This window comes from Brevibacillus laterosporus (assembly GCF_030489605.1).
Taxonomy (GTDB): Bacteria; Bacillota; Bacilli; order Brevibacillales; family Brevibacillaceae; genus Brevibacillus_B; species Brevibacillus_B laterosporus_E.
Genome location: NZ_JAUKFY010000003.1, coordinates 23,962 through 42,615, shown reverse-complemented (window position 1 = coordinate 42,615; position 18,654 = coordinate 23,962). Strand labels below are relative to the sequence as shown.

At 43.0% G+C, this 18,654-nt stretch carries 14 protein-coding genes and 2 tRNA genes; 14 read left to right on the top strand and 2 right to left on the bottom strand.

The features are described 5' to 3' along the window. The first annotated feature begins 275 nt into the window (after nucleotides 1-275). From QZ995_RS03870 to cls, 4 genes are all read left to right on the top strand, one after another. Complete coding sequence (locus QZ995_RS03870; RefSeq protein WP_003334330.1) at nucleotides 276-473, top strand: cold shock domain-containing protein; 198 nt, start codon at nucleotides 276-278, stop codon at nucleotides 471-473. A 268-nt stretch (nucleotides 474-741) separates the two neighbouring features. Continuing rightward, nucleotides 742-1,293, top strand: coding sequence for a ribosome hibernation-promoting factor, HPF/YfiA family (hpf, locus tag QZ995_RS03865; protein ID WP_301803302.1), 552 nt, complete (start codon nucleotides 742-744; stop codon nucleotides 1,291-1,293). Between the two features lie 153 nt (nucleotides 1,294-1,446). After that, nucleotides 1,447-3,921, top strand: coding sequence for an accessory Sec system translocase SecA2 (secA2, locus tag QZ995_RS03860; protein ID WP_301803299.1), 2,475 nt, complete (start codon nucleotides 1,447-1,449; stop codon nucleotides 3,919-3,921). An 88-nt stretch (nucleotides 3,922-4,009) separates the two neighbouring features. Further along, a complete protein-coding gene (gene cls / locus QZ995_RS03855; protein WP_301803296.1) occupies nucleotides 4,010-5,464 on the top strand; it encodes a cardiolipin synthase in 1,455 nt (484 codons plus the stop codon). Nucleotides 5,465-5,476: 12 nt separating this feature from the next. Here the strand turns inward: cls and QZ995_RS03850 are convergent, their stop codons facing one another. Then, entirely contained in the window at nucleotides 5,477-6,895 is a 1,419-nt protein-coding gene (locus tag QZ995_RS03850) for a HAMP domain-containing sensor histidine kinase (RefSeq protein WP_301803290.1), read from the bottom strand. After that, the gene (locus tag QZ995_RS03845; protein ID WP_301803288.1) at nucleotides 6,885-7,625 is read right to left on the bottom strand and encodes a response regulator transcription factor; all 741 of its coding nucleotides are present in this window, start codon (nucleotides 7,623-7,625) and stop codon (nucleotides 6,885-6,887) included. Before QZ995_RS03845 ends, QZ995_RS03850 begins: the two co-directional genes overlap by 11 nt. Nucleotides 7,626-7,812: 187 nt before the next feature. Between QZ995_RS03845 and prfB the strand changes: the two genes are divergently transcribed. The 10 genes from prfB (at nucleotide 7,813) to argF (ending at nucleotide 18,631) form a co-directional block, all read left to right on the top strand. Continuing rightward, nucleotides 7,813-8,923 (top strand): peptide chain release factor 2 gene (prfB, locus tag QZ995_RS03840; RefSeq protein ID WP_301803286.1). Its coding sequence is split into 2 segments (ribosomal slippage): nucleotides 7,813-7,893 and nucleotides 7,895-8,923, totalling 1,110 coding nucleotides; the frame shifts between segments, so codons are not numbered across the junction. Between the two features lie 147 nt (nucleotides 8,924-9,070). Further along, nucleotides 9,071-9,153 (top strand) — tRNA-Leu (locus QZ995_RS03835). Nucleotides 9,154-9,160: 7 nt separating this feature from the next. Then, nucleotides 9,161-9,247 (top strand) — tRNA-Leu (locus QZ995_RS03830). Between the two features lie 324 nt (nucleotides 9,248-9,571). Next, the gene (gene cccB / locus QZ995_RS03825) at nucleotides 9,572-9,922 is read left to right on the top strand and encodes a cytochrome c551 (RefSeq protein WP_301803283.1); all 351 of its coding nucleotides are present in this window, start codon (nucleotides 9,572-9,574) and stop codon (nucleotides 9,920-9,922) included. Nucleotides 9,923-10,045: 123 nt separating this feature from the next. Continuing rightward, entirely contained in the window at nucleotides 10,046-11,098 is a 1,053-nt protein-coding gene (argC, locus tag QZ995_RS03820; RefSeq protein WP_301803280.1) for an N-acetyl-gamma-glutamyl-phosphate reductase, read from the top strand. Between the two features lie 70 nt (nucleotides 11,099-11,168). Next, on the top strand, nucleotides 11,169-12,005 hold the full coding sequence (gene argB, locus QZ995_RS03815) for an acetylglutamate kinase (RefSeq protein ID WP_301803279.1): 837 nt from the start codon (nucleotides 11,169-11,171) through the stop codon (nucleotides 12,003-12,005). A gap of 24 nt (nucleotides 12,006-12,029) precedes the next feature. Then, nucleotides 12,030-13,217 carry an aspartate aminotransferase family protein gene (locus QZ995_RS03810; RefSeq protein ID WP_301803277.1) on the top strand — a complete coding sequence of 396 codons (1,188 nt, stop codon included), beginning with the start codon at nucleotides 12,030-12,032 and terminating at the stop codon, nucleotides 13,215-13,217. Between the two features lie 159 nt (nucleotides 13,218-13,376). After that, complete coding sequence (locus QZ995_RS03805; RefSeq protein WP_301803275.1) at nucleotides 13,377-14,483, top strand: carbamoyl phosphate synthase small subunit; 1,107 nt, start codon at nucleotides 13,377-13,379, stop codon at nucleotides 14,481-14,483. Continuing rightward, nucleotides 14,476-17,715 (top strand): carbamoyl-phosphate synthase (glutamine-hydrolyzing) large subunit, encoded by a 3,240-nt coding sequence (carB, locus tag QZ995_RS03800; RefSeq protein ID WP_301803272.1) that lies wholly within the window; start codon nucleotides 14,476-14,478, stop codon nucleotides 17,713-17,715. The genes QZ995_RS03805 and carB overlap by 8 nt, the downstream gene beginning before the upstream one ends. Continuing rightward, the gene (gene argF / locus QZ995_RS03795) at nucleotides 17,660-18,631 is read left to right on the top strand and encodes an ornithine carbamoyltransferase (protein ID WP_301803269.1); all 972 of its coding nucleotides are present in this window, start codon (nucleotides 17,660-17,662) and stop codon (nucleotides 18,629-18,631) included. Before carB ends, argF begins: the two co-directional genes overlap by 56 nt. Nucleotides 18,632-18,654: the final 23 nt, after the last annotated feature.

Below are 18,654 nucleotides of genomic sequence, written 5' to 3'. Positions count from 1 at the left end.
TGCCGCCCTATTTTTTGCCAAAATCACATATATGGAAATGTGTTTAGCCAAAAATTTGTGGGAGCGCTTTCCTGCTTTTACTACGGTAGTAGTGGCTTATTTGCTTGTTACATTAAGCCTTTCTAAGGCTGCCGTGAGCTGTTTAGCAAAAAAATAAAGTCCGCGTTGAAATTTGTCGATAATCCAGCATTTGACTTTACCATAGGCAAGGTGTATAGTCAGATCATGGATTAACAAATAGTCCACAGTTTTCTTATGAAAGGAATGTTTAATACATGCAAGGAAAAGTAAAATGGTTTAATGCAGAAAAAGGTTTTGGTTTCATCGAGCGCGATGGAGGCGACGATGTATTCGTACATTTCTCCGCTATCCAATCCGAAGGTTTCAAAAGCTTGGATGAAGGTCAAACTGTAGAGTTTGATATCGTTGAAGGCGACCGTGGTCCTCAAGCGGCTAACGTAACTAAAATCTAATTGATTTTAATAATCAATACCCCCTAGGGCAACTTAGGGGGTTTTTGGTGTTCATTTCCATTAAATTCTCTGTTTCAAAAAAATCAAAATAGGTTTAAAATAGAGACAAGCCTTACTTGCTGTGTTGACGAAAGATTAAAATCAAGTGAAAATTTTTAAACATTTTGTCTTTTTTTCACGAATTTTGTTAAAACAAAAAGAAGAAACAGCAGGTTTTAATTACGTCTATGTAGAATACAAATAGCATAGACGGAAGGAGGTTGTGTCCATGAACTACAATATTCGTGGCGAAAACATTCAAGTTACAGAAGCTCTTCGGGAGTATGTAGAGAAAAAGATAAACCGTCTCGAACGCTATTTTGACAATCTAGGTCATGTAGAGGTACATGTGACAATGCGCGTGCTTCGCGGAGAAGGAACCATTGAGGTAACCATTCCGATGACTGGCGTTATTCTCCGAGCTGAGGAAACTCACGATGATATGTACGCAGCAATTGATTTGGTTGTCGAAAAATTAGAGCGTCAAATGCGTAAGTACAAAACAAAAATCAACCGTAAACAGCGTCATGAATCAGGGGCTAAAGCGATGCCGAATATGGAAGCTTCCTCTGTAGCTGTAGCTGATGAAGAGGATGATGTACAGTTTGATATCGTAAGAACGAAGCGATTCAACTTAAAACCGATGGATACAGAAGAGGCCGTTATGCAAATGGAACTTCTGGGCCACAACTTCTTCGTCTTTGAAAACAGTGAAAGCAATGATGTAAATGTAGTCTATCGTCGAAATGATGGACGATACGGGTTAATAGAACCAAAATAAACGTATACAATCATTAAAAAATTTAAAAATATATACAAAAAGTGGTAAGGGGGTTGTCGATTGGCAACTCCTTTACTTGTGTTTACTGTTAGAGATTTGGTAAAATAGATTGTTAGAAAGTACCCTTAGGGGAACGGTGGAAGGGGTGTCCCTATGTTAGGGCTTGTTAAGAAGCTTTTTGGCGATACAAATGAACGTGAATTAAAGAAATTAGTTAAGCGTGTAGAAAAAATTAATGCGTTAGAACCCCAAGTAGCATTGCTTACTGATGACCAATTAAAGGAAAAAACGGCGGAATTCCGTGCCCGTTTGGAAAAGGGAGAAACGCTGAATGATATATTAAACGAAGCTTTTGCTGTAGTGCGTGAAGCGTCCAAACGTGTATTGGGGATGCGTCACTTTGACGTACAGCTAATTGGCGGTATGGTCCTGCAAGAAGGACGCATTGCTGAAATGAAGACTGGTGAAGGTAAAACCCTTGTAGCGACCTTAGCTACGTACTTAAATGCCTTGGTTGGTAAAGGGGTTCACATTGTAACAGTTAACGAATACTTAGCTGAGCGTGACTCCAAGATTATGGGTGAGCTGTACCAATTTCTTGGCTTGACAGTAGGGTTGAACATAAACGGTATGAGTGCTGAACAAAAACGTGAGGCTTACAACTGTGACATTACGTATGGTACAAACAATGAGTTTGGGTTTGACTATCTGCGTGACAACATGGTGCTTTACAAAGAGCAAATGACACAACGTCCTTTGCACTATGCAATCATTGACGAAGTGGATAGTATCCTGGTCGACGAAGCACGTACTCCACTGATCATTTCCGGATCAGCTAATAAATCTACTGAACTTTATTATATTTGCTCCCATTTTGTAAAAAGACTGGAGCCTGAAACCGATTTTAGTATTGATGAAAAACTAAAAATCGCTACTTTAACCGATGAAGGCGTGAGCAAGGTTGAAAAAGCGTTTAACGTGGACAATTTGTACGATACCAACCATGTTACGCTTAACCACCATATTACATCGGCTTTGAAGGCTCAGGTTCTGTTTAAACGTGACGTTGATTATGTTGTGCAGGATGGCGAGGTTGTGATCGTAGACGAGTTCACAGGGCGTTTGATGGTGGGTCGTCGTTACAGTGATGGTTTGCATCAGGCGATTGAAGCGAAGGAAGGGCTAAAAGTACAGAGCGAAAGCATGACCTTGGCAACAATTACGCTGCAAAACTACTTCCGTATGTATCAAAAGTTGAGCGGTATGACCGGTACGGCTAAGACTGAGGAAGAGGAATTCAAAAAAATCTATGGATTGGACGTAGTTGTGATTCCTACAAACCGCCCAATTCAACGTATAGATATGGCGGATGCAATATATAAATCCGAGGATGCTAAATATCGTGCGGTAGTAAAAGAGATCGTGGAGCGCCATAAAAAAGGACAACCTGTTTTGGTTGGTACCATTTCCATCGAAAATTCGGAGAAACTATCTCACCTATTGCGTCAAAAAGGTGTGCCGCATAATGTACTCAATGCGAAGCAGCATGAACGCGAAGCAGAGATTGTTGCTCGCGCGGGTCAGTACGGTGCAGTAACCATCGCTACAAACATGGCTGGTCGCGGTACAGACATTCAGTTGGGTGAAGGAGTACCTGAAATAGGTGGTCTGCATATCATCGGTACAGAGCGCCATGAGAGCCGTCGTATTGATAACCAGCTACGTGGTCGTGCAGGTCGTCAAGGGGACCCGGGTTCCTCTCAATTCTTCTTGTCCCTACAGGATGAGCTCATGCGCCGTTTCGGGGCTGACAACATCATGAATATGATGGACAGGCTTGGAATGGAAGAAGATATGCCGATTGAAAGCCGTCTTGTGTCTCGTGCTGTTGAATCTGCTCAAAAACGAGTAGAGGGTAGCAACTTTGATGCACGTAAAGTTGTCTTGCAATATGACGACGTAATGAATAAGCAACGTGAAGTCATTTATAAGCAGCGTAAAGAGATTCTTGAACGTGATAACCTGCATGATATCGTTGAGGGCATGATAAATAGCGTGATTGAGCGTATAGTTCAGGCTTATTGCCCGAAAGAACAGATTCCAGAGGAATGGGATCTAGAAGGGCTGCTGGAAACATGCTTAAGCACATTCTTGTTCGAGGATGCGATTACGGTTTCTAATCTGAAAGGAAAAGAAGCGGAAGAGATTGAGGAGATGTTGAAAGAGATTGCTGATAAGCAATTGAAACAACGTCAGGAAGAAATTGGCGATATGATGGCCGAATTCGAAAAAGTGGTTGTTCTGCGTGCTGTTGACAGCAAGTGGATGGATCACATTGATGCAATGGAACAATTGCGTCAAGGTATCCACCTACGCGCCTATGCTCAAACTGATCCATTGCGTGAGTACCAATTTGAGGGATATGAGATGTTCCAAGGCATGATTGCAAGCATTGAAGAGGAAGTATCCTTGTATATCATGAAATCGGAAGTTGGACAAAATCTCGAGCGTCAGGAAGTAATTGATGCTGAGAAGTTAAAAACGTCCGGACCATCTGATGAGGCTGGAGCATCTGAGCCAGAGCCGAAAAACAGGGCACAACGCCGTGCAGATAAAAAGAAAAAATAAAACAGGCCTGAGAAGAAAGCTGCTGTTCCGTTGAATGGCAGCTTTTTTCGCATATAATAAGAGCAATAAGACTGAAATGGGGGAGACAATGGTAACAGCGGAGATAACCTCATGGTTCTTAAAAATTTTATTCTTATTAAACTTTTTGTTTGCCATCGTGGTTGTTTTTTTAGAGAGACGTACCCCTGTTTCTACATGGGCATGGTTAATGATCTTATGGTTTATTCCGGTTCTTGGATTTGTTTTATATCTTATGCTGGGACAAAATCTAAGTCGAAAGAAAATTTTTAAGTGGGATAAGCATGTCTATGCTTACATGAAGCGAGAGGTAGTTAAACAGATGGAGCAGCTCAAAGCCAAGAAGCTCCCTTTCCATGACCCTGTTGGCAATGAGTATCAGGACCTAGTGTATTTACATCTGAATAATGATGAAGCTCTACTGACCCAAGATAATCAGGTAGAGATTATTACGGATGGCTTGGATAAATTTGAACGCTTGTTTAAGGACATTCGCCGTGCGAGCAAACATGTCCATTTGCTGTATTACATCATCAAAAGCGACGAGCTTGGCAAGCGACTTGCTGATCTATTATGTGAAAAATCACGGGAGGGAATAGAGGTTCGAGTCCTGTACGATGAGAGCGGATCACGCTGGCTGTCTAAGGAATTTATCCGGCGAATCAGGCAAGCAGGCGGACAGATTGAGCCTTTCTTTCCTTCCAAAATTCCATTACTCAATCTGCGAGCCAATAACCGTAATCACCGAAAGATAGTTGTTATTGACGGAGAAATTGGCTATATTGGGGGCTTTAACATTGGAGATGAGTATCTGGGCAAAAATCCTGCCTTCGGTTATTGGAGAGATACCCATCTACGAATACAAGGCTCAGCGGTTAATGATTTGCAATCACGCTTTATGCTGGATTGGAAGCAAGCATCTGGGCGAGACATGGCCTTTCGAAATTATTATCAAGCTGTGTCTGCTCCCCGTGGAAACGTTCCCCTACAAATTGTTTCAAGTGGCCCCGATTCACAATGGGAGCAAATTAAAAATGGGTACATGAAATTAATCGTAACAGCAAAAGAATATGTCTATATCCAGACCCCGTATCTAATCCCTGATGACAGTATTTTGGATGCGTTGCGGATTGCAGCGTTATCTGGTGTCGATGTCAAAATTATGATTCCGAATAAACCGGATCATCCCTTTGTTTATTGGGCTACTTATTCAAATGCAGGTGAGCTGTTACGAGCTGGGGCAAAGATATACACCTATGAGAATGGCTTTATGCACGCTAAAACGATTGTTGTAGACGATAAGCTTTCCACAGTAGGAACTGCTAATATCGATGTGAGGAGCTTTCGCTTAAATTTTGAAGTGAATGCATTTCTCTACCATTCCCATACGGCTAAACAATTGGCTAAACATTTCTTAGCTGATATAGAGCTTTCATCTGAATTAACACTGGAAAAATATAGACAACGCCCATTATCTATTCGAATAAAAGAATCTGTCTCGCGGCTATTGTCAGCCATTTTATAGGAGCCCACCATGTTACTCTGGGCTCCTTTTTTGTTTGATAAGAGTAATACGAAAAACGGTTTTTTCTAAAGGATTTTCATCCAATTCAAGCAGACCTCCGTGCAATTTAACAATCTTATGAGCGATTGACAGACCTAAGCCTGTTCCGCCATCGGTTTGTCGAGAATGATCTCCTCTGACGAAGGGATCAAATATATGACGCTGTACATGGGCAGGAATGCCGGTACCATTGTCTGCAATCTCAATGATGATGGAATCACTCTGCTCCTGAACAGCAATTCGTACGTTCGTTCCTGTCGGATTATATTTAATCGCATTGGAAATAAGATTGCTTATTACTCTGCTCATATGCCGGTAATCAAAATCGCACAAAATTTCGTGTTCGGGCACCTGAATATGTAATTTAAATTGTTTTTCTTCCATGTCATCTAAAAAATCGACTGTAATCTCTCTGATGAATTCACATAGATCATAAGTACGAATGGAGAGAGGATATTGACCATCATCTAGTGTTAAAAAGTCAAATAACGAATTAATCAAAGCATTTACACTCTGCGATTTATTATAAATAAGCTGCAAATAACGCCTTTTCTTTTCTTCATCCACCACCATATCATCCTGTAAGGCAGAGGCGTATCCCTGAATGCTTGTGATCGGTGTTTTAAGATCATGAGATATATCCATGAGCATACGTTGCTTGCTTTCTTCCAATTTTTCCTTCTCAGCGCGAGTAGCTTCTAGTTTATCTGCCAAAAAGTTAAATGCATCGCGAATTTTTCCAAATTCACTTTCCGCTTTTAGATGAATCCGAGCTTGATAGTCTCCATCGATCATTTTTTTAATAGCAACGGTGATCGTATGAAGTGGAACACTAATTTTGCGGGCTGTCCACCGACTATATAAGAAGATGATAATAATGATTGGGACAAATAAGAGCAAACATGATTTAAGGATAATCTTGCTGACCTGAGATACCGTATGATCAAAATTTTTAAAGTATTGAATGTCAATGTTAATGCTGTCTCGGGGAATTTTGACCAAGCAAATATATTTCTTATTACTTTTGGTAGTAAATGGCGCAATGGAGTAGTAATAGAGCTGCTCCTCCGTATTGTCTAAAAACTGATAGAGCTGTTCCTCCGTATAATGGTAAATGGAGTCCATTTTCACCCCGATAACATGGATGACTTGGTGGTTAGAATTAAGGATTTCTACCCAGCCCCCGTTATCCAAAATGGCATTTGCCCTAATATTTTCGTAGTCATCCGATACGATGTCCTTCGCCCGGTAAACGGGAGATAAACCTTGTTCAACGCTTGAGTTGATTTGATAGACGAGATAACCGAGCGCTATCGTTAAAATGGAGCTAATAATAAATATAAAGATGCTATAATTCCATAATAATGTAGAGTGTATTTTTTTATGTTTCATCGTGAGTTGACCCTCTTTGATTGGACGAAAAATGAACCAGCTTATAGCCTAGACCTCGAACTGTTTTTACATAAAGCGGTTTTTTAGGGTCCGGCTCTATTTTATCCCGCAATTTACTAATATGAACCATGATGGTGTTATCGTCACTGTAAAAGGGATCCCCCCATACCTTTTCAAAAATCTGGCGTTTGGTAAAAACACGATTAGGCTGCTCCATAAACATCTCAAGCATTTTATATTCCGTTGATGTTAAAGGAATTTCCACCTGATTCCTGCATAGGATGCATTGCTGCTTATGTAAAGTTAAATCGCCTACAGTAAGAACGGATAGGGCCTGTGTTGTCTCATCGTTCCATGGATTCAGATGATAGGAACGTCGGAGTTGTGCCTTGATTCGTGCTACGACCTCTAAGGGATTAAACGGCTTGGTAATATAATCGTCTGCCCCCATGCCTAATCCTAAAATAATGTCGTGATCTTGACTGCGAGCTGACAGGAAAATGACGGGGAGCGTGTAGTCCTGACGTATTTGCGTAAGCAGGTGCAAACCATTTAGCTTAGGCATCATAATATCAATTAAAACTAGATCTATTGATTGATTCTGGATACAGAGAAGGGCTTCTTCTCCGTCTGAGGCTTCAATGACTCGCAAGTTTTCTTTTTCTAAATATAGCCGCAGTAGCTCGACTATCTCCTGCTCATCATCGGCAACCAGGATTGTCCGATTCATTCTCTTTTCCCTCCGCTACATCTATAAGTAAAACACTACTCACTATTCTACACGTTTTGGAAAAACGTGGTGATATTTTTAGGAAATAGATAAAAATTCATCTTCAACAAAACCTAGAAAGTTTGCACCTGTCTTATTTTCAGCTACAATAAACAGTAAGAAAATGAGTTTTAAAGGAGTAGATAAAATGGCATTGATCGACGTGGCTGATGTAAAGCAAGAAATGGCTAGTCTGTCCAAACGACTGGCGGATATTAGGGGGTCTCTTTGACCTCCCAGAAAAGCTAGAGCGCATTGGTGAATTGGAAGAGCGGATGTTAGCTCCAGATTTTTGGGATGATAATGATGCTGCGCAAAGAACCATTGGAGAGCTTAATGGGATCAAAAGCCTGACAGATACGATGGGACGTCTGGATGCCTCTTATGACGATTTGCAGATGATGCTGGAGCTAGTGATTGAAGAAGGCGATAGTTCTCTTATTTCCGATCTGTATCAGAGTACGCAGGAGTTGAAAAAGAACTTTGAGGACTTTGAGCTGGAATTGTTATTGAGCGATCAATACGATAAAAATAATGCGATTTTGGAATTGCATCCAGGAGCTGGTGGAACGGAGTCGCAGGATTGGGGTTCTATGCTACTGCGAATGTATACACGCTGGGCTGAAAGCAAGGGCTTCAAAGTAGAGACGCTGGATTATCTGCCAGGTGATGAAGCAGGGATTAAAAGTGTTACGCTGTTAATTAAAGGACACAATGCGTACGGATACTTAAAGGCGGAAAAAGGGGTTCACAGATTAGTGCGTATCTCGCCGTTTGATGCTTCAGGACGCCGTCATACCTCCTTCGTATCGTGCAACGTCCTGCCAGAGATTGAAAACGATAAAGAAGTAGATATTCGAACTGAGGATTTAAAGATTGATACGTACCGTTCCAGTGGTGCAGGGGGACAGCATATCAACACGACAGATTCTGCCGTTCGCATTACTCATTTGCCAACTGGTATAGTTGTGACGTGCCAAACCGAGCGTTCTCAGATTAAAAACCGCGATCGGGCTATGAAGATGCTATTAGGCAAGCTGTTCGAACTACAAAAGCAGGAGCAAGAGAAAACACTAGCTTCGATTCAGGGAGAACAAAAGGACATTGCTTGGGGCAGTCAAATTCGTTCGTATGTATTCCACCCGTACAGCATGGTGAAGGATCACCGGACCAATATGGAGGTCGGAAATGTGCAGGCAGTGATGGATGGAGAACTTGATCCATTTATTGATGCTTATTTACGCTCCCAATTACAATAGGCTTCCCGTGCATGTTGGCAGAAGAAGAGGCTGAAGAATGCTGGTTCTCTCAGCCTCTTTTTTACTAGAAAAGAATTTAGAAATAAAAAATAGAAAAAGTATTGCATTTCCTAGATTGCTATGTTAGACTATAGAAGTCAACACGATGCGGGTGTGGCGGAATTGGCAGACGCACCAGATTTAGGTTCTGGCGGGCGACCGTGGGGGTTCAAGTCCCTCCACCCGCACCATTTATCTGCCGGAGTGGCGGAATAGGCAGACGCAACAGACTTAAAATCTGTCGGGAGTAATCCCGTACCGGTTCAAGTCCGGTCTTCGGCACCATATAAGAACAGTGAGCGCTTTTGCAATTATGCAAAAGTGCTTTTTCGTTTTTTGTGCAGCTTTTTAAGTTTGATAGTTTTGATATATTGCTCTTTTCTAAAATGTTTTACAATCTTATGAACACTGATACAGAAGCTGAGAAAACGCATACTACTATGATATACTACATTTAGCAAATTACACCAGTTCAGGTGTAGCTTAGCTAATGGTAAAAACAGAGAAGCAAGTGAAGTGAAGTAGCACAGGTACAAACGGTAATGGCTATATAGTCTACTGCTCGTTTGTACCTATTTTTAGTTGCAAAGAAAGGGAGGCTTTCAAAAAATGAAACGTTTAGCAACTGTATTGATGGTAGGAGCGCTTACTGTGGGATTAACAGCCTGTGGTGGACAACAATCACAACCTGCACCGGAAGAGAAGCCGGCGGCAGAGGCAAGTGGAGATACAGCGACTGCATCAGCGGGAGAAGAAAAATTCAAACAAAGCAGTTGTGTTGGCTGTCATGGTGTGGACTTGAAGGGAGCGACCGGTCCTTCCCTAGAAACAATAGGTAGTAAATACAATAAAGATGAAATTTTAGAGATCATTAAAAATGGAAAAGGCACCATGCCAGCCAACATGTCTAAAGGCGAAGATGCAGAAACAATTGCGGCTTGGCTGGCAGAAAAGAAATAGAACGAACGAATAGGGTGAGGTCCTTGGGATCTCATCCTTTTTAACCAAAATAATATTTGTAATCAATTAGAATTTTTATTATTATAAATGTATATTTATGCATAAAATCTAGGAGTGAGAGCGATGAAACGTATTGGGATTATTGGAGCCACCGGATATAGCGGTATTGAACTCATTCGTATCTTATTGCAGCATCCTGAGATATACATACACAGCCTTTATTCTAGCTCAGCAGAAGGCAAATCATTGGCTGAATTCTTCCCCCATTTGCAGAGTGCAGATTTACCCATGCTGCAGGGCATTCAGCCCGAGAAAATTGCGCAGGAGAATGATGTCGTGTTCTTAGCGACACCGGCTGGGGTGAGTGCTGAAATAACGCCTGCTTTAATAAAGGGGGGAGTGAAGATTATCGACTTATCTGGTGATCTTAGGCTCCGATCTCCTGAGGCTTATCAGGAATGGTATAAGAAGTCACCAGCAACGAAGGAAGTATTGCAGCAGGCTGTCTATGGCTTGCCTGAATGGAACAAACCTAAAGTAAGAGAAGCTTCGGTGGTTGCTAATCCAGGCTGCTACCCAACTGCTACCCTGCTTTCCCTGTTACCGTTGCTCCAAACAGAGTGGATCAAGCCTGACAGTATCATTGTTGACGCTAAATCAGGAGTCTCGGGCGCTGGGCGTGGAGCATCGCTTGGTGTTCATTACAGCGAATTAAATGATAGCTTTCACGCTTATAAAGTAGGGCAGCATCAGCATACCCCAGAGATCGAGCAGGGAATTTTACAAATGGCGAAGAAAGAGATAGCTATTCAGTTCACCCCTCATCTGGTGCCGATGACCAGAGGGATTTTGACCACTAGTTATATTCGTATAGATAAAAGCAAGGATGCAGGCTTTACCGTTGAAGGCTTGCAAAAGCTGTATGAACATGCATATCAGGATGCTCCTTTTGTCCGTGTAAGACCATTTGGGTCCTATCCCCGCACGAAAGAGGTGCTTGGGACAAATTACTGCGATATCGCTCTTCATTTTGATGAAAGAACGAGCCGTATTATCATCTTATCCGTTATTGATAACATGGTTAAAGGTGCGGCCGGTCAGGCAATCCAAAATATGAATTTGTTGTTTGGATTTGAAGAGACGCTGGGGTTACCTATACATGCTCTTTATCCGTAGGGATATGTGACGTTTTTACGAGAAGCAAGGTATTTTTGGGTCAACTACTTATGAATGGGAGACTTGTAACATGCTACATGAGGTTATGGTAATCAAATGCGGTGGAAGCATGCTGGAGCAATTGCCTGAATCTTTCTACAACAAGCTTGCTACTCTACAAGCGGAAGGAAAATCTATTGTAATTGTTCATGGTGGCGGCCCGGCGATCAATCAAATGCTAGATCAATTGGAGATCGAGCCTATCTTTTCTAACGGATTGCGAGTTACGGATGAGGCTACCATGCAAGCCGTGGAAATGGTGTTAAGCGGTCCAATCAATAAACTGGTCGTTCGAAAGCTATTGCATGCAGGGGGAAAAGCATGGGGATTAAGCGGAGTAGATGGTTCCCTGTTGCAAGCGGTAGAGAAAATGGATGGATTAGGACTGGTAGGAAAGATTGCAGCAGTGAATCCAGCACCTCTTCAATTGTTGCTTGCGAATGGCTATATTCCAGTCGTCTCACCTATTGCCGTATCGGAGGATGGTAACACACGATTTAACTGCAACGCAGATACAGCAGCAGGGGCGATTGCATCTGCTCTGGGCGCGAAACAAATGCTGATGCTTACAGATGTGCCGGGAATTTGGGAGGAGAATGAGTTAGGGGAAAAACAATTGCTGCCACGCGTTACGATTGAGGAAATCCAAATGATGATTCAGAACCAAATGATTACGGGTGGAATGATTCCGAAGGTTCAAGCAGCTTTAGATGCACTGGCCCAGGGAGTTCAGGAGGTTGTTATTTGTAAGGGAGCGGCAGAAACGCTTGACGGTTTGGTAAAAGGAAGGGCTGTAGGTACTTCTATTTCGACCGGGATGCCGCATGGACAGGACTCACAGGCTTTCGTTGCAACAGAAATTGATTAGGGAAAAAGGAGAGAGAGATCGCTCATGACTGTTTATACAGAAAAAATGCATGTGATGAATACTTATGCACGTTGGGATGTTACGATTGTCAAAGGGAGCGGCACCACGGTCTGGGATCATACAGGGAAAGCGTATTTAGACTGCACATCTGGTATCGGTGTGACATCGCTGGGGCATTGTCCTCCTGCCGTATCAGCTAAACTGCATCAGCAGCTGGATACCTTATGGCATAGCTCCAATTTAACGCAACATCCGCTGCAGGAGGGATTAGGAAAAAAACTGACTGAATTGTCTGGTTTGGATCAAGTGTTCTTTTGCAACAGCGGGGCAGAAGCGAACGAAGCGGCGATCAAAATAGCGCGACGTTATGCTCAAAAAACCAAGAATGAGGATCGTTTCGAAATTATTACGTTTGAGCAGTCCTTCCATGGCAGAACCCTAGCCACGTTAACAGCCACAGGTCAGCAAAAGGTAAAAGAGGGCTTTAATCCTTTGCCTGCCGGATTTATCACTGTGCCATACGGAGATGTAGAAGCAGTAAAGAAAGTGACGACAAGCCAAACGTGCGCCGTATTGCTAGAGCTTGTACAAGGAGAAGGCGGCGTTCATCCGGCATCAACGGAGTTCGTGACCAAGTTATACGAGTGGTGCAAATCAAATGATATTTTATTGATGATAGATGAGGTGCAGACAGGTATTGGCCGAACGGGTGAATGGTTTAGCTATCAGCACTACGGAATCGTACCTGATGTGATTACGCTGGCTAAAGGGTTAGGCAGTGGTTTTCCGATAGGAGCAATGCTTGCGACTGAGGCGGTAGCCGCGGTCTTTTCTCCAGGCTCACACGGGACCACCTTTGGAGGGAATCAATTAGCTGCAACTGCAGGCATGGCAACACTTTTGGAGATGGAGCAACAGGATATACTATCGCATGTAAAAGCTATGAGCGAATACCTGCTTGATGCGTTAAAAGACATAACCAAGCAATATCCCGATCAAATAAAAGGGGTACGCGGGCTCGGCTTGATGGTTGGCTTAGAAATGACTGGCGAGGTAAGCGGGTATCTAAAAGCGGCTCAGCAAAAAGGCGTATTATTGCTACAGGCAGGTCCGAATGTTATTCGATTATTGCCGGCGCTCATCATACAAAAGTCAGAGATCGACCAATTAGTGCTAGTGCTAAAAGAGATTTTGCAGTCAGGAGAGAAGTAATATAGCCAGATATCAGAAATAATCATGCAACGATTTTTGATTTTATTCAGAAAAATCGTTGCATTTTTTTTAGAGTGAATGTATTATTATACAAAAATAACGAATATATATTCATAAAGTGGAGTGTTGGGAATTTTTTGCCGATAGGAGCTGGTTGCGTTGGATAAGTATTTACAGAGCAACAATACAGGGTTTCTTACGTTAGAGAGCGGAGAAGTATTTACAGGCAAGCTATATGGAGCACCACTTACCTCATGCGGAGAGGTGGTTTTTCATACAGGAATGACTGGATATCAGGAAGTGATGAGCGATCCTTCCTTTTATGGTCAGATCGTCACCTTCACCTATCCGTTGATTGGGAATTATGGTGTTAATGAAATCGACTATGAATCAACTCAGCCTGCTATTTCTGGAATGGTTGTTAGTCAGCTTTGTCAAAACCCTAGCCATTTTCGTTCCCGGGTATCTTTAGATACGGCTGCAAAGCAGTTCGGCTTCCCTGTTTTAGCTGGAGTAGACACGCGGTCGATTACACAAAAGGTCCGGCAGGGTGGTCTGCTTTACGGTGTTCTAGCTGATCAGCCCATGACAGCAGAGGAGATCGCCTTGCATAAGCTTCGTCAGGAAGAACGTATTTTTGTAGAGCAGGTTTCCAGAACCCGCTCCATCACCTATCGGGGAGAAGGGGAGCATATTGTAGTCATTGATTTTGGTATGAAGCACTCTATTTTGCAAGCCTTGTTAAAGCTTGGCTGCAAGGTAACGGTTGTACCTTATCAGACGCGTATGGAGGAAATTAGGGCTCTACAGCCAGATGGTATCGTCTTCTCCAATGGGCCCGGTAACCCTGAACAATTGCGAAAATATTGTCCGCAATGGCGTAAATTAGCCGAAGCATTTCCGACACTAGGAATTTGCTTAGGGCATCAGGTATTGTCATTGATGTTTGGGGGACAGACAGAACGACTTCCCTTTGGGCATCGCGGAAGCAACCATCCTGTAAAAGAGCTGAACACTGGTAAAGTATATATAACTTCGCAGAATCATAGCTATGTGGTGAAGGAGGAGGGATTAGATAAGCAAAACCTAATGGTCACCTACCGAAATGTAAATGATGGCAGTGTGGAAGGGCTGCGACATATGTATCTGCCAATTATGAGCGTGCAATTCCATCCAGAAGCACATCCGGGACCAGATGATACCTCGCATATTATTGCGACCTTCCTGGAGTCGGTACAAACGATAGGAGCGAAGCATTATGCCTAAACAACAACACATTCATAAAGTGCTGGTAATCGGTTCGGGTCCGATTGTGATTGGGCAGGCGGCGGAGTTTGATTATTCCGGAGCACAAGCTTGTCTTTCACTTAAGGAGGAAGGCGTGGAAGTTGTGCTGGTGAATAACAATCCAGCTACTATCATGACCGATGAGCAGATTGCAGATAAGGTGTATCTGGAACCATTGACCGTCACTTCTATCACCAAAATTATTCAAAAGGAACGACCGGATGGATTGCTGCCGACACTAGGCGGTCAGACAGGACTTAATTTGGCTGTAGAATTAGCTGAGGCAGGCGTATTAGAGCGCTATGGAGTAGCTTTGCTGGGGACTCCCTTGACTGCTATTCAGAACGGTGAGGATCGCGAGTTATTTAAACGAATGATGAATAACATTCATGAACCTGTTCCTGAGAGCATAACAGTGAGTACTATACAGGAAGCTCTGCATTTTGCGAATCAGATTGGTTATCCCGTGATTGTTCGTCCAGCTTATACTCTGGGAGGAGCAGGGGGAGGAATTGCTTCTGATCAACAGGCTCTCGAACAGATCGCTGAACAAGGACTGGCGGCAAGTCCGATTCAACAGGTGCTAGTGGAAAGAAGTGTAAAGGGTTGGAAGGAAATTGAGTACGAAGTCATGCGAGATGCAAATGATACCTGCATTATCGTTTGCAACATGGAAAATATAGACCCAGTCGGTGTTCATACGGGAGATAGCATCGTTGTAGCGCCTTCTCAAACCTTAACAGATCGTCAATATCAAATGCTGCGCAGTGTTTCTACCAAAGTGATTCGAGCGTTAGGTGTAGTGGGTGGTTGTAATATTCAATTTGCCTTAGACCCGCAATCAGATCGCTATTACCTCATTGAAGTAAATCCGAGGGTTAGTCGTTCCTCAGCCTTAGCTTCCAAAGCAACAGGCTATCCGATCGCAAGGATCGCTGCAAAATTAGCATTGGGCTATCACTTGGACGAGGTGCTCAACCCTATCACCGGTTATACCTATGCTAGCTTTGAACCAGCATTAGATTATGTAGTTGTGAAAATTCCACGTTGGCCCTTTGATAAATTCCCATTAGCTGACCGCAATCTAGGAACACAAATGAAAGCAACAGGCGAGGTAATGGCCATTGCTCGAACTTTTGAGGCTGCTTTGTTAAAAGCTCTCCGTTCTTTAGAAATTGGCTGTCATTATCTCTACCGAAAGGATATTGCGTCTCTATCTTTGGAGGAGTTGGAGAAACTATTAAAGATTGCGACGGACCTTCGTTTATTTGCTGTAGCAGAAGCGTTGCGCCGGGGTATTAGTATACAAGAGCTTCACATGAAAACAGAAATTGACCCTTTCTATTTAGATCATATTAAGTCCATTATCCAGTGGGAGAAAAGGTTGAAAGCATCATGCAAAGACACGTTACGTATGGAAGAATTGAGAGCTTGTAAGGAAATTGGCATTACGGATCAGACGATTGCCTGGATGATGAAGCTTCCTGTAAGTGAAATTTGGAAAATGCGTCAGAAATGGGGTCTCATGCCGGTCTATAACATGGTCGATACATGTGCGGGAGAGTTTGATGCAAAGACAGCCTATTATTATTCCACATGGCAAGGCAAGAATGAGGTGGTATCTTTATCTGCAAAAAAAATATTGGTGCTAGGCTCGGGGCCCATCCGTATTGGGCAGGGGATTGAATTTGACTATTGTTCTGTGCATGCAGCTAAGGCTTTGCAAAAACAGAAGCTGAAAGCCATCGTGATTAACAATAACCCAGAGACAGTGAGTACCGATTACGAGACGGCCGATCATCTTTATTTTGAGCCTTTGCATATTGAAGATGTGCTGCATGTAGCCAGGCAAGAAGAAGTGGCTGGGGTATTCGTTCAATTCGGTGGGCAGACTGCGATTAACCTGGCTGGTGCTATCCAAGAAGCGGGTCTGACCGTCTTGGGAACAGCTTTAGAGCAAATGAAACGGGTCGAGGATCGAGAACTGTTTTATCAGATGCTCCAAAAGCTAAATATTCCCCACATACCAGGGAGGGGAGTCTATTCTACAGAAGAGGCGATTCAAGTTGCTGCTAGCATTGGCTACCCGGTATTGCTGCGCCCCTCCTACGTTATTGGAGGCCAAGGCATGACGGTTGTGCATGACGAGGCCGAGCTGCGTGCAGCTATGCAAGGCTGGATTGATGAACAGGTTGACACCAGTTGTTTTCCATTGCTGATCGATCAATTTATATCGGGTATGGAAGTCGAGCTAGATGCGATAACGGATAGCTGTGATGTTTTAATTCCCGGAATTTTTGAACATGTGGAGAAAGCGGGAATACATTCAGGAGATAGTATTGCCTTGTTTCCTGCCCAGCATCTCACGGAACAGCAGAAGCGGCTAATCGTTCACTATACCAAGAAAATCGCTAAGGAAATGCAAGCAATCGGGATTATGAATCTCCAGTTCGTCCTACAGGATTCAAATGTTTATGTGTTAGAGGTAAATCCGCGTGCTTCTCGTACAGTGCCAATTACGAGTAAGGTGACCAATATCCCGATGGTGGAATTGGCAGTGCGAGTCTCTCTAGGGGAGCGTTTAGCGGATATGGGTTATGAATTAGGGCTTTCAGAAGACATTCATTTTTTTGTAGTAAAAGCTCCTGTGTTTTCTTCCACTAAGCTAGTGGGTGTAGACCCTTTATTAGGACCTGAAATGAAATCTACGGGTGAGATTCTAGGACTTGGTCGAACTGTAACAGAAGCATTCAGTAAAGCTTTTGCCTACAAGCAGGGAGCGAATAAACGGCTAGCTAGCGGAGACGGTTTATTTCTTTCACTAAACGATGCTGACAAAAAAAGCGTATTACCCTACCTTCTGGAAAGAAAAGAATGGGGGATACGTATCTATGCAACAGAAGGCACGGCGCAGTTTTTGAATAATCACGGCATTGAAATTACGCAAATATGTAAAGGATTACCTGACTATACATCGTTGGTTAAAGCTGGATTCATTCAAGCGTCATTAATTACCGCTACAAAAGGAAATCAGGCAGAACGTACAGGGTTTCAACTGCGTAGCTTATCTGTTCAGCATGGCATTACGTTGTTCACTGTTGTCGAGACATTTGCGGCCTATTTACAAATCTGTCAAGAAAAGGAGAGCGAAAGTAATGAAGCCTGTGAAGAACTTGGATCTCTATGCAGACATTCAACCCTCTCTATATAGAGGAAAAAATACATTGCAAATTGATGAGTGGAGCAGGGAGGAGATGCTCCAACTGCTGCAGTATGCTAGTCAAATAAAGTCGATGCAAAAAAGCGGCGCGGTCTACCAGCCATTAGCCGGAAAAACATTAGCGATGATCTTTACCAAATCCTCCACGCGTACTCGTGTTTCTTTTGAAGTAGGGATGTATCAATTAGGGGGAAGCAGTTTGTTTCTGACGGATAAAGACCTACAGCTCGGACGCGGTGAAACCATTTCAGATACAGCTAAAATTCTGTCAAGTTATGTAGACGGGATTATGATACGAACTCATGCTCACGAAAATGTTGTAGAGCTAGCAAAGCACGCTAGTGTACCGGTTATTAACGGGCTAACTGATTTGTATCATCCTTGCCAGGCTTTGGCTGATCTTTTAACGATACAAGAACACAAGGGCAGATTGCAGGGAATTAAGCTAGCCTTCATCGGAGACGGCAATAATGTGGCAAATTCGCTTGCCCTAGGGGCCTTGATTCTCGGATTAGACGTACGGATTGCTACGCCTCCAGGATATGAGATGCAAAAAGCTATTGCTGCAAAGGCAGTGGAATACGCTACTCAATATGGTGGAAAATTTCTGATGACCCATGATGCAAATGAAGCTGTTGATCAAGCAGACGTTATTTATACCGATGTATGGACCAGCATGGGCTTTGAAGAAGAGAATGAGCAACGTTTAAAAGATTTCACCGCCTATCAGGTAAATGAAAAACTGGTATCCAGAGCCGATTCAGATTATATCTTTATGCATTGTCTCCCTGTGCACCGTGGTGAAGAGGTGACAGCAGAGATTATCGACGGACCTCATTCTGTGGTGTTTGAAGAAGCGGAGAATCGTCTCCATGCACAAAAAGCATTGTTGGCATCTGTAATGTAAATCCCTTCTTAATTATTATGGAA

Excerpts from the sequence above, each read along its gene's own strand:
- QZ995_RS03870 (WP_003334330.1), top strand. The coding sequence starts at position 276 with ATGCAAGGAAAAGTAAAATGGTTTAATGCAGAAAAAGGTTTTGGTTTC.
- argC (WP_301803280.1), top strand. The coding sequence starts at position 10,046 with ATGAAACGTATTGGGATTATTGGAGCCACCGGATATAGCGGTATTGAA.
- hpf (WP_301803302.1), top strand. The coding sequence starts at position 742 with ATGAACTACAATATTCGTGGCGAAAACATTCAAGTTACAGAAGCTCTT.
- QZ995_RS03845 (WP_301803288.1), bottom strand. The coding sequence starts at position 7,625 with ATGAATCGGACAATCCTGGTTGCCGATGATGAGCAGGAGATAGTCGAG.
- QZ995_RS03850 (WP_301803290.1), bottom strand. The coding sequence starts at position 6,895 with ATGAAACATAAAAAAATACACTCTACATTATTATGGAATTATAGCATC.
- cccB (WP_301803283.1), top strand. The coding sequence starts at position 9,572 with ATGAAACGTTTAGCAACTGTATTGATGGTAGGAGCGCTTACTGTGGGA.
- argB (WP_301803279.1), top strand. The coding sequence starts at position 11,169 with ATGCTACATGAGGTTATGGTAATCAAATGCGGTGGAAGCATGCTGGAG.
- secA2 (WP_301803299.1), top strand. The coding sequence starts at position 1,447 with ATGTTAGGGCTTGTTAAGAAGCTTTTTGGCGATACAAATGAACGTGAA.
- cls (WP_301803296.1), top strand. The coding sequence starts at position 4,010 with ATGGTAACAGCGGAGATAACCTCATGGTTCTTAAAAATTTTATTCTTA.
- QZ995_RS03810 (WP_301803277.1), top strand. The coding sequence starts at position 12,030 with ATGACTGTTTATACAGAAAAAATGCATGTGATGAATACTTATGCACGT.
- carB (WP_301803272.1), top strand. The coding sequence starts at position 14,476 with ATGCCTAAACAACAACACATTCATAAAGTGCTGGTAATCGGTTCGGGT.
- argF (WP_301803269.1), top strand. The coding sequence starts at position 17,660 with ATGAAGCCTGTGAAGAACTTGGATCTCTATGCAGACATTCAACCCTCT.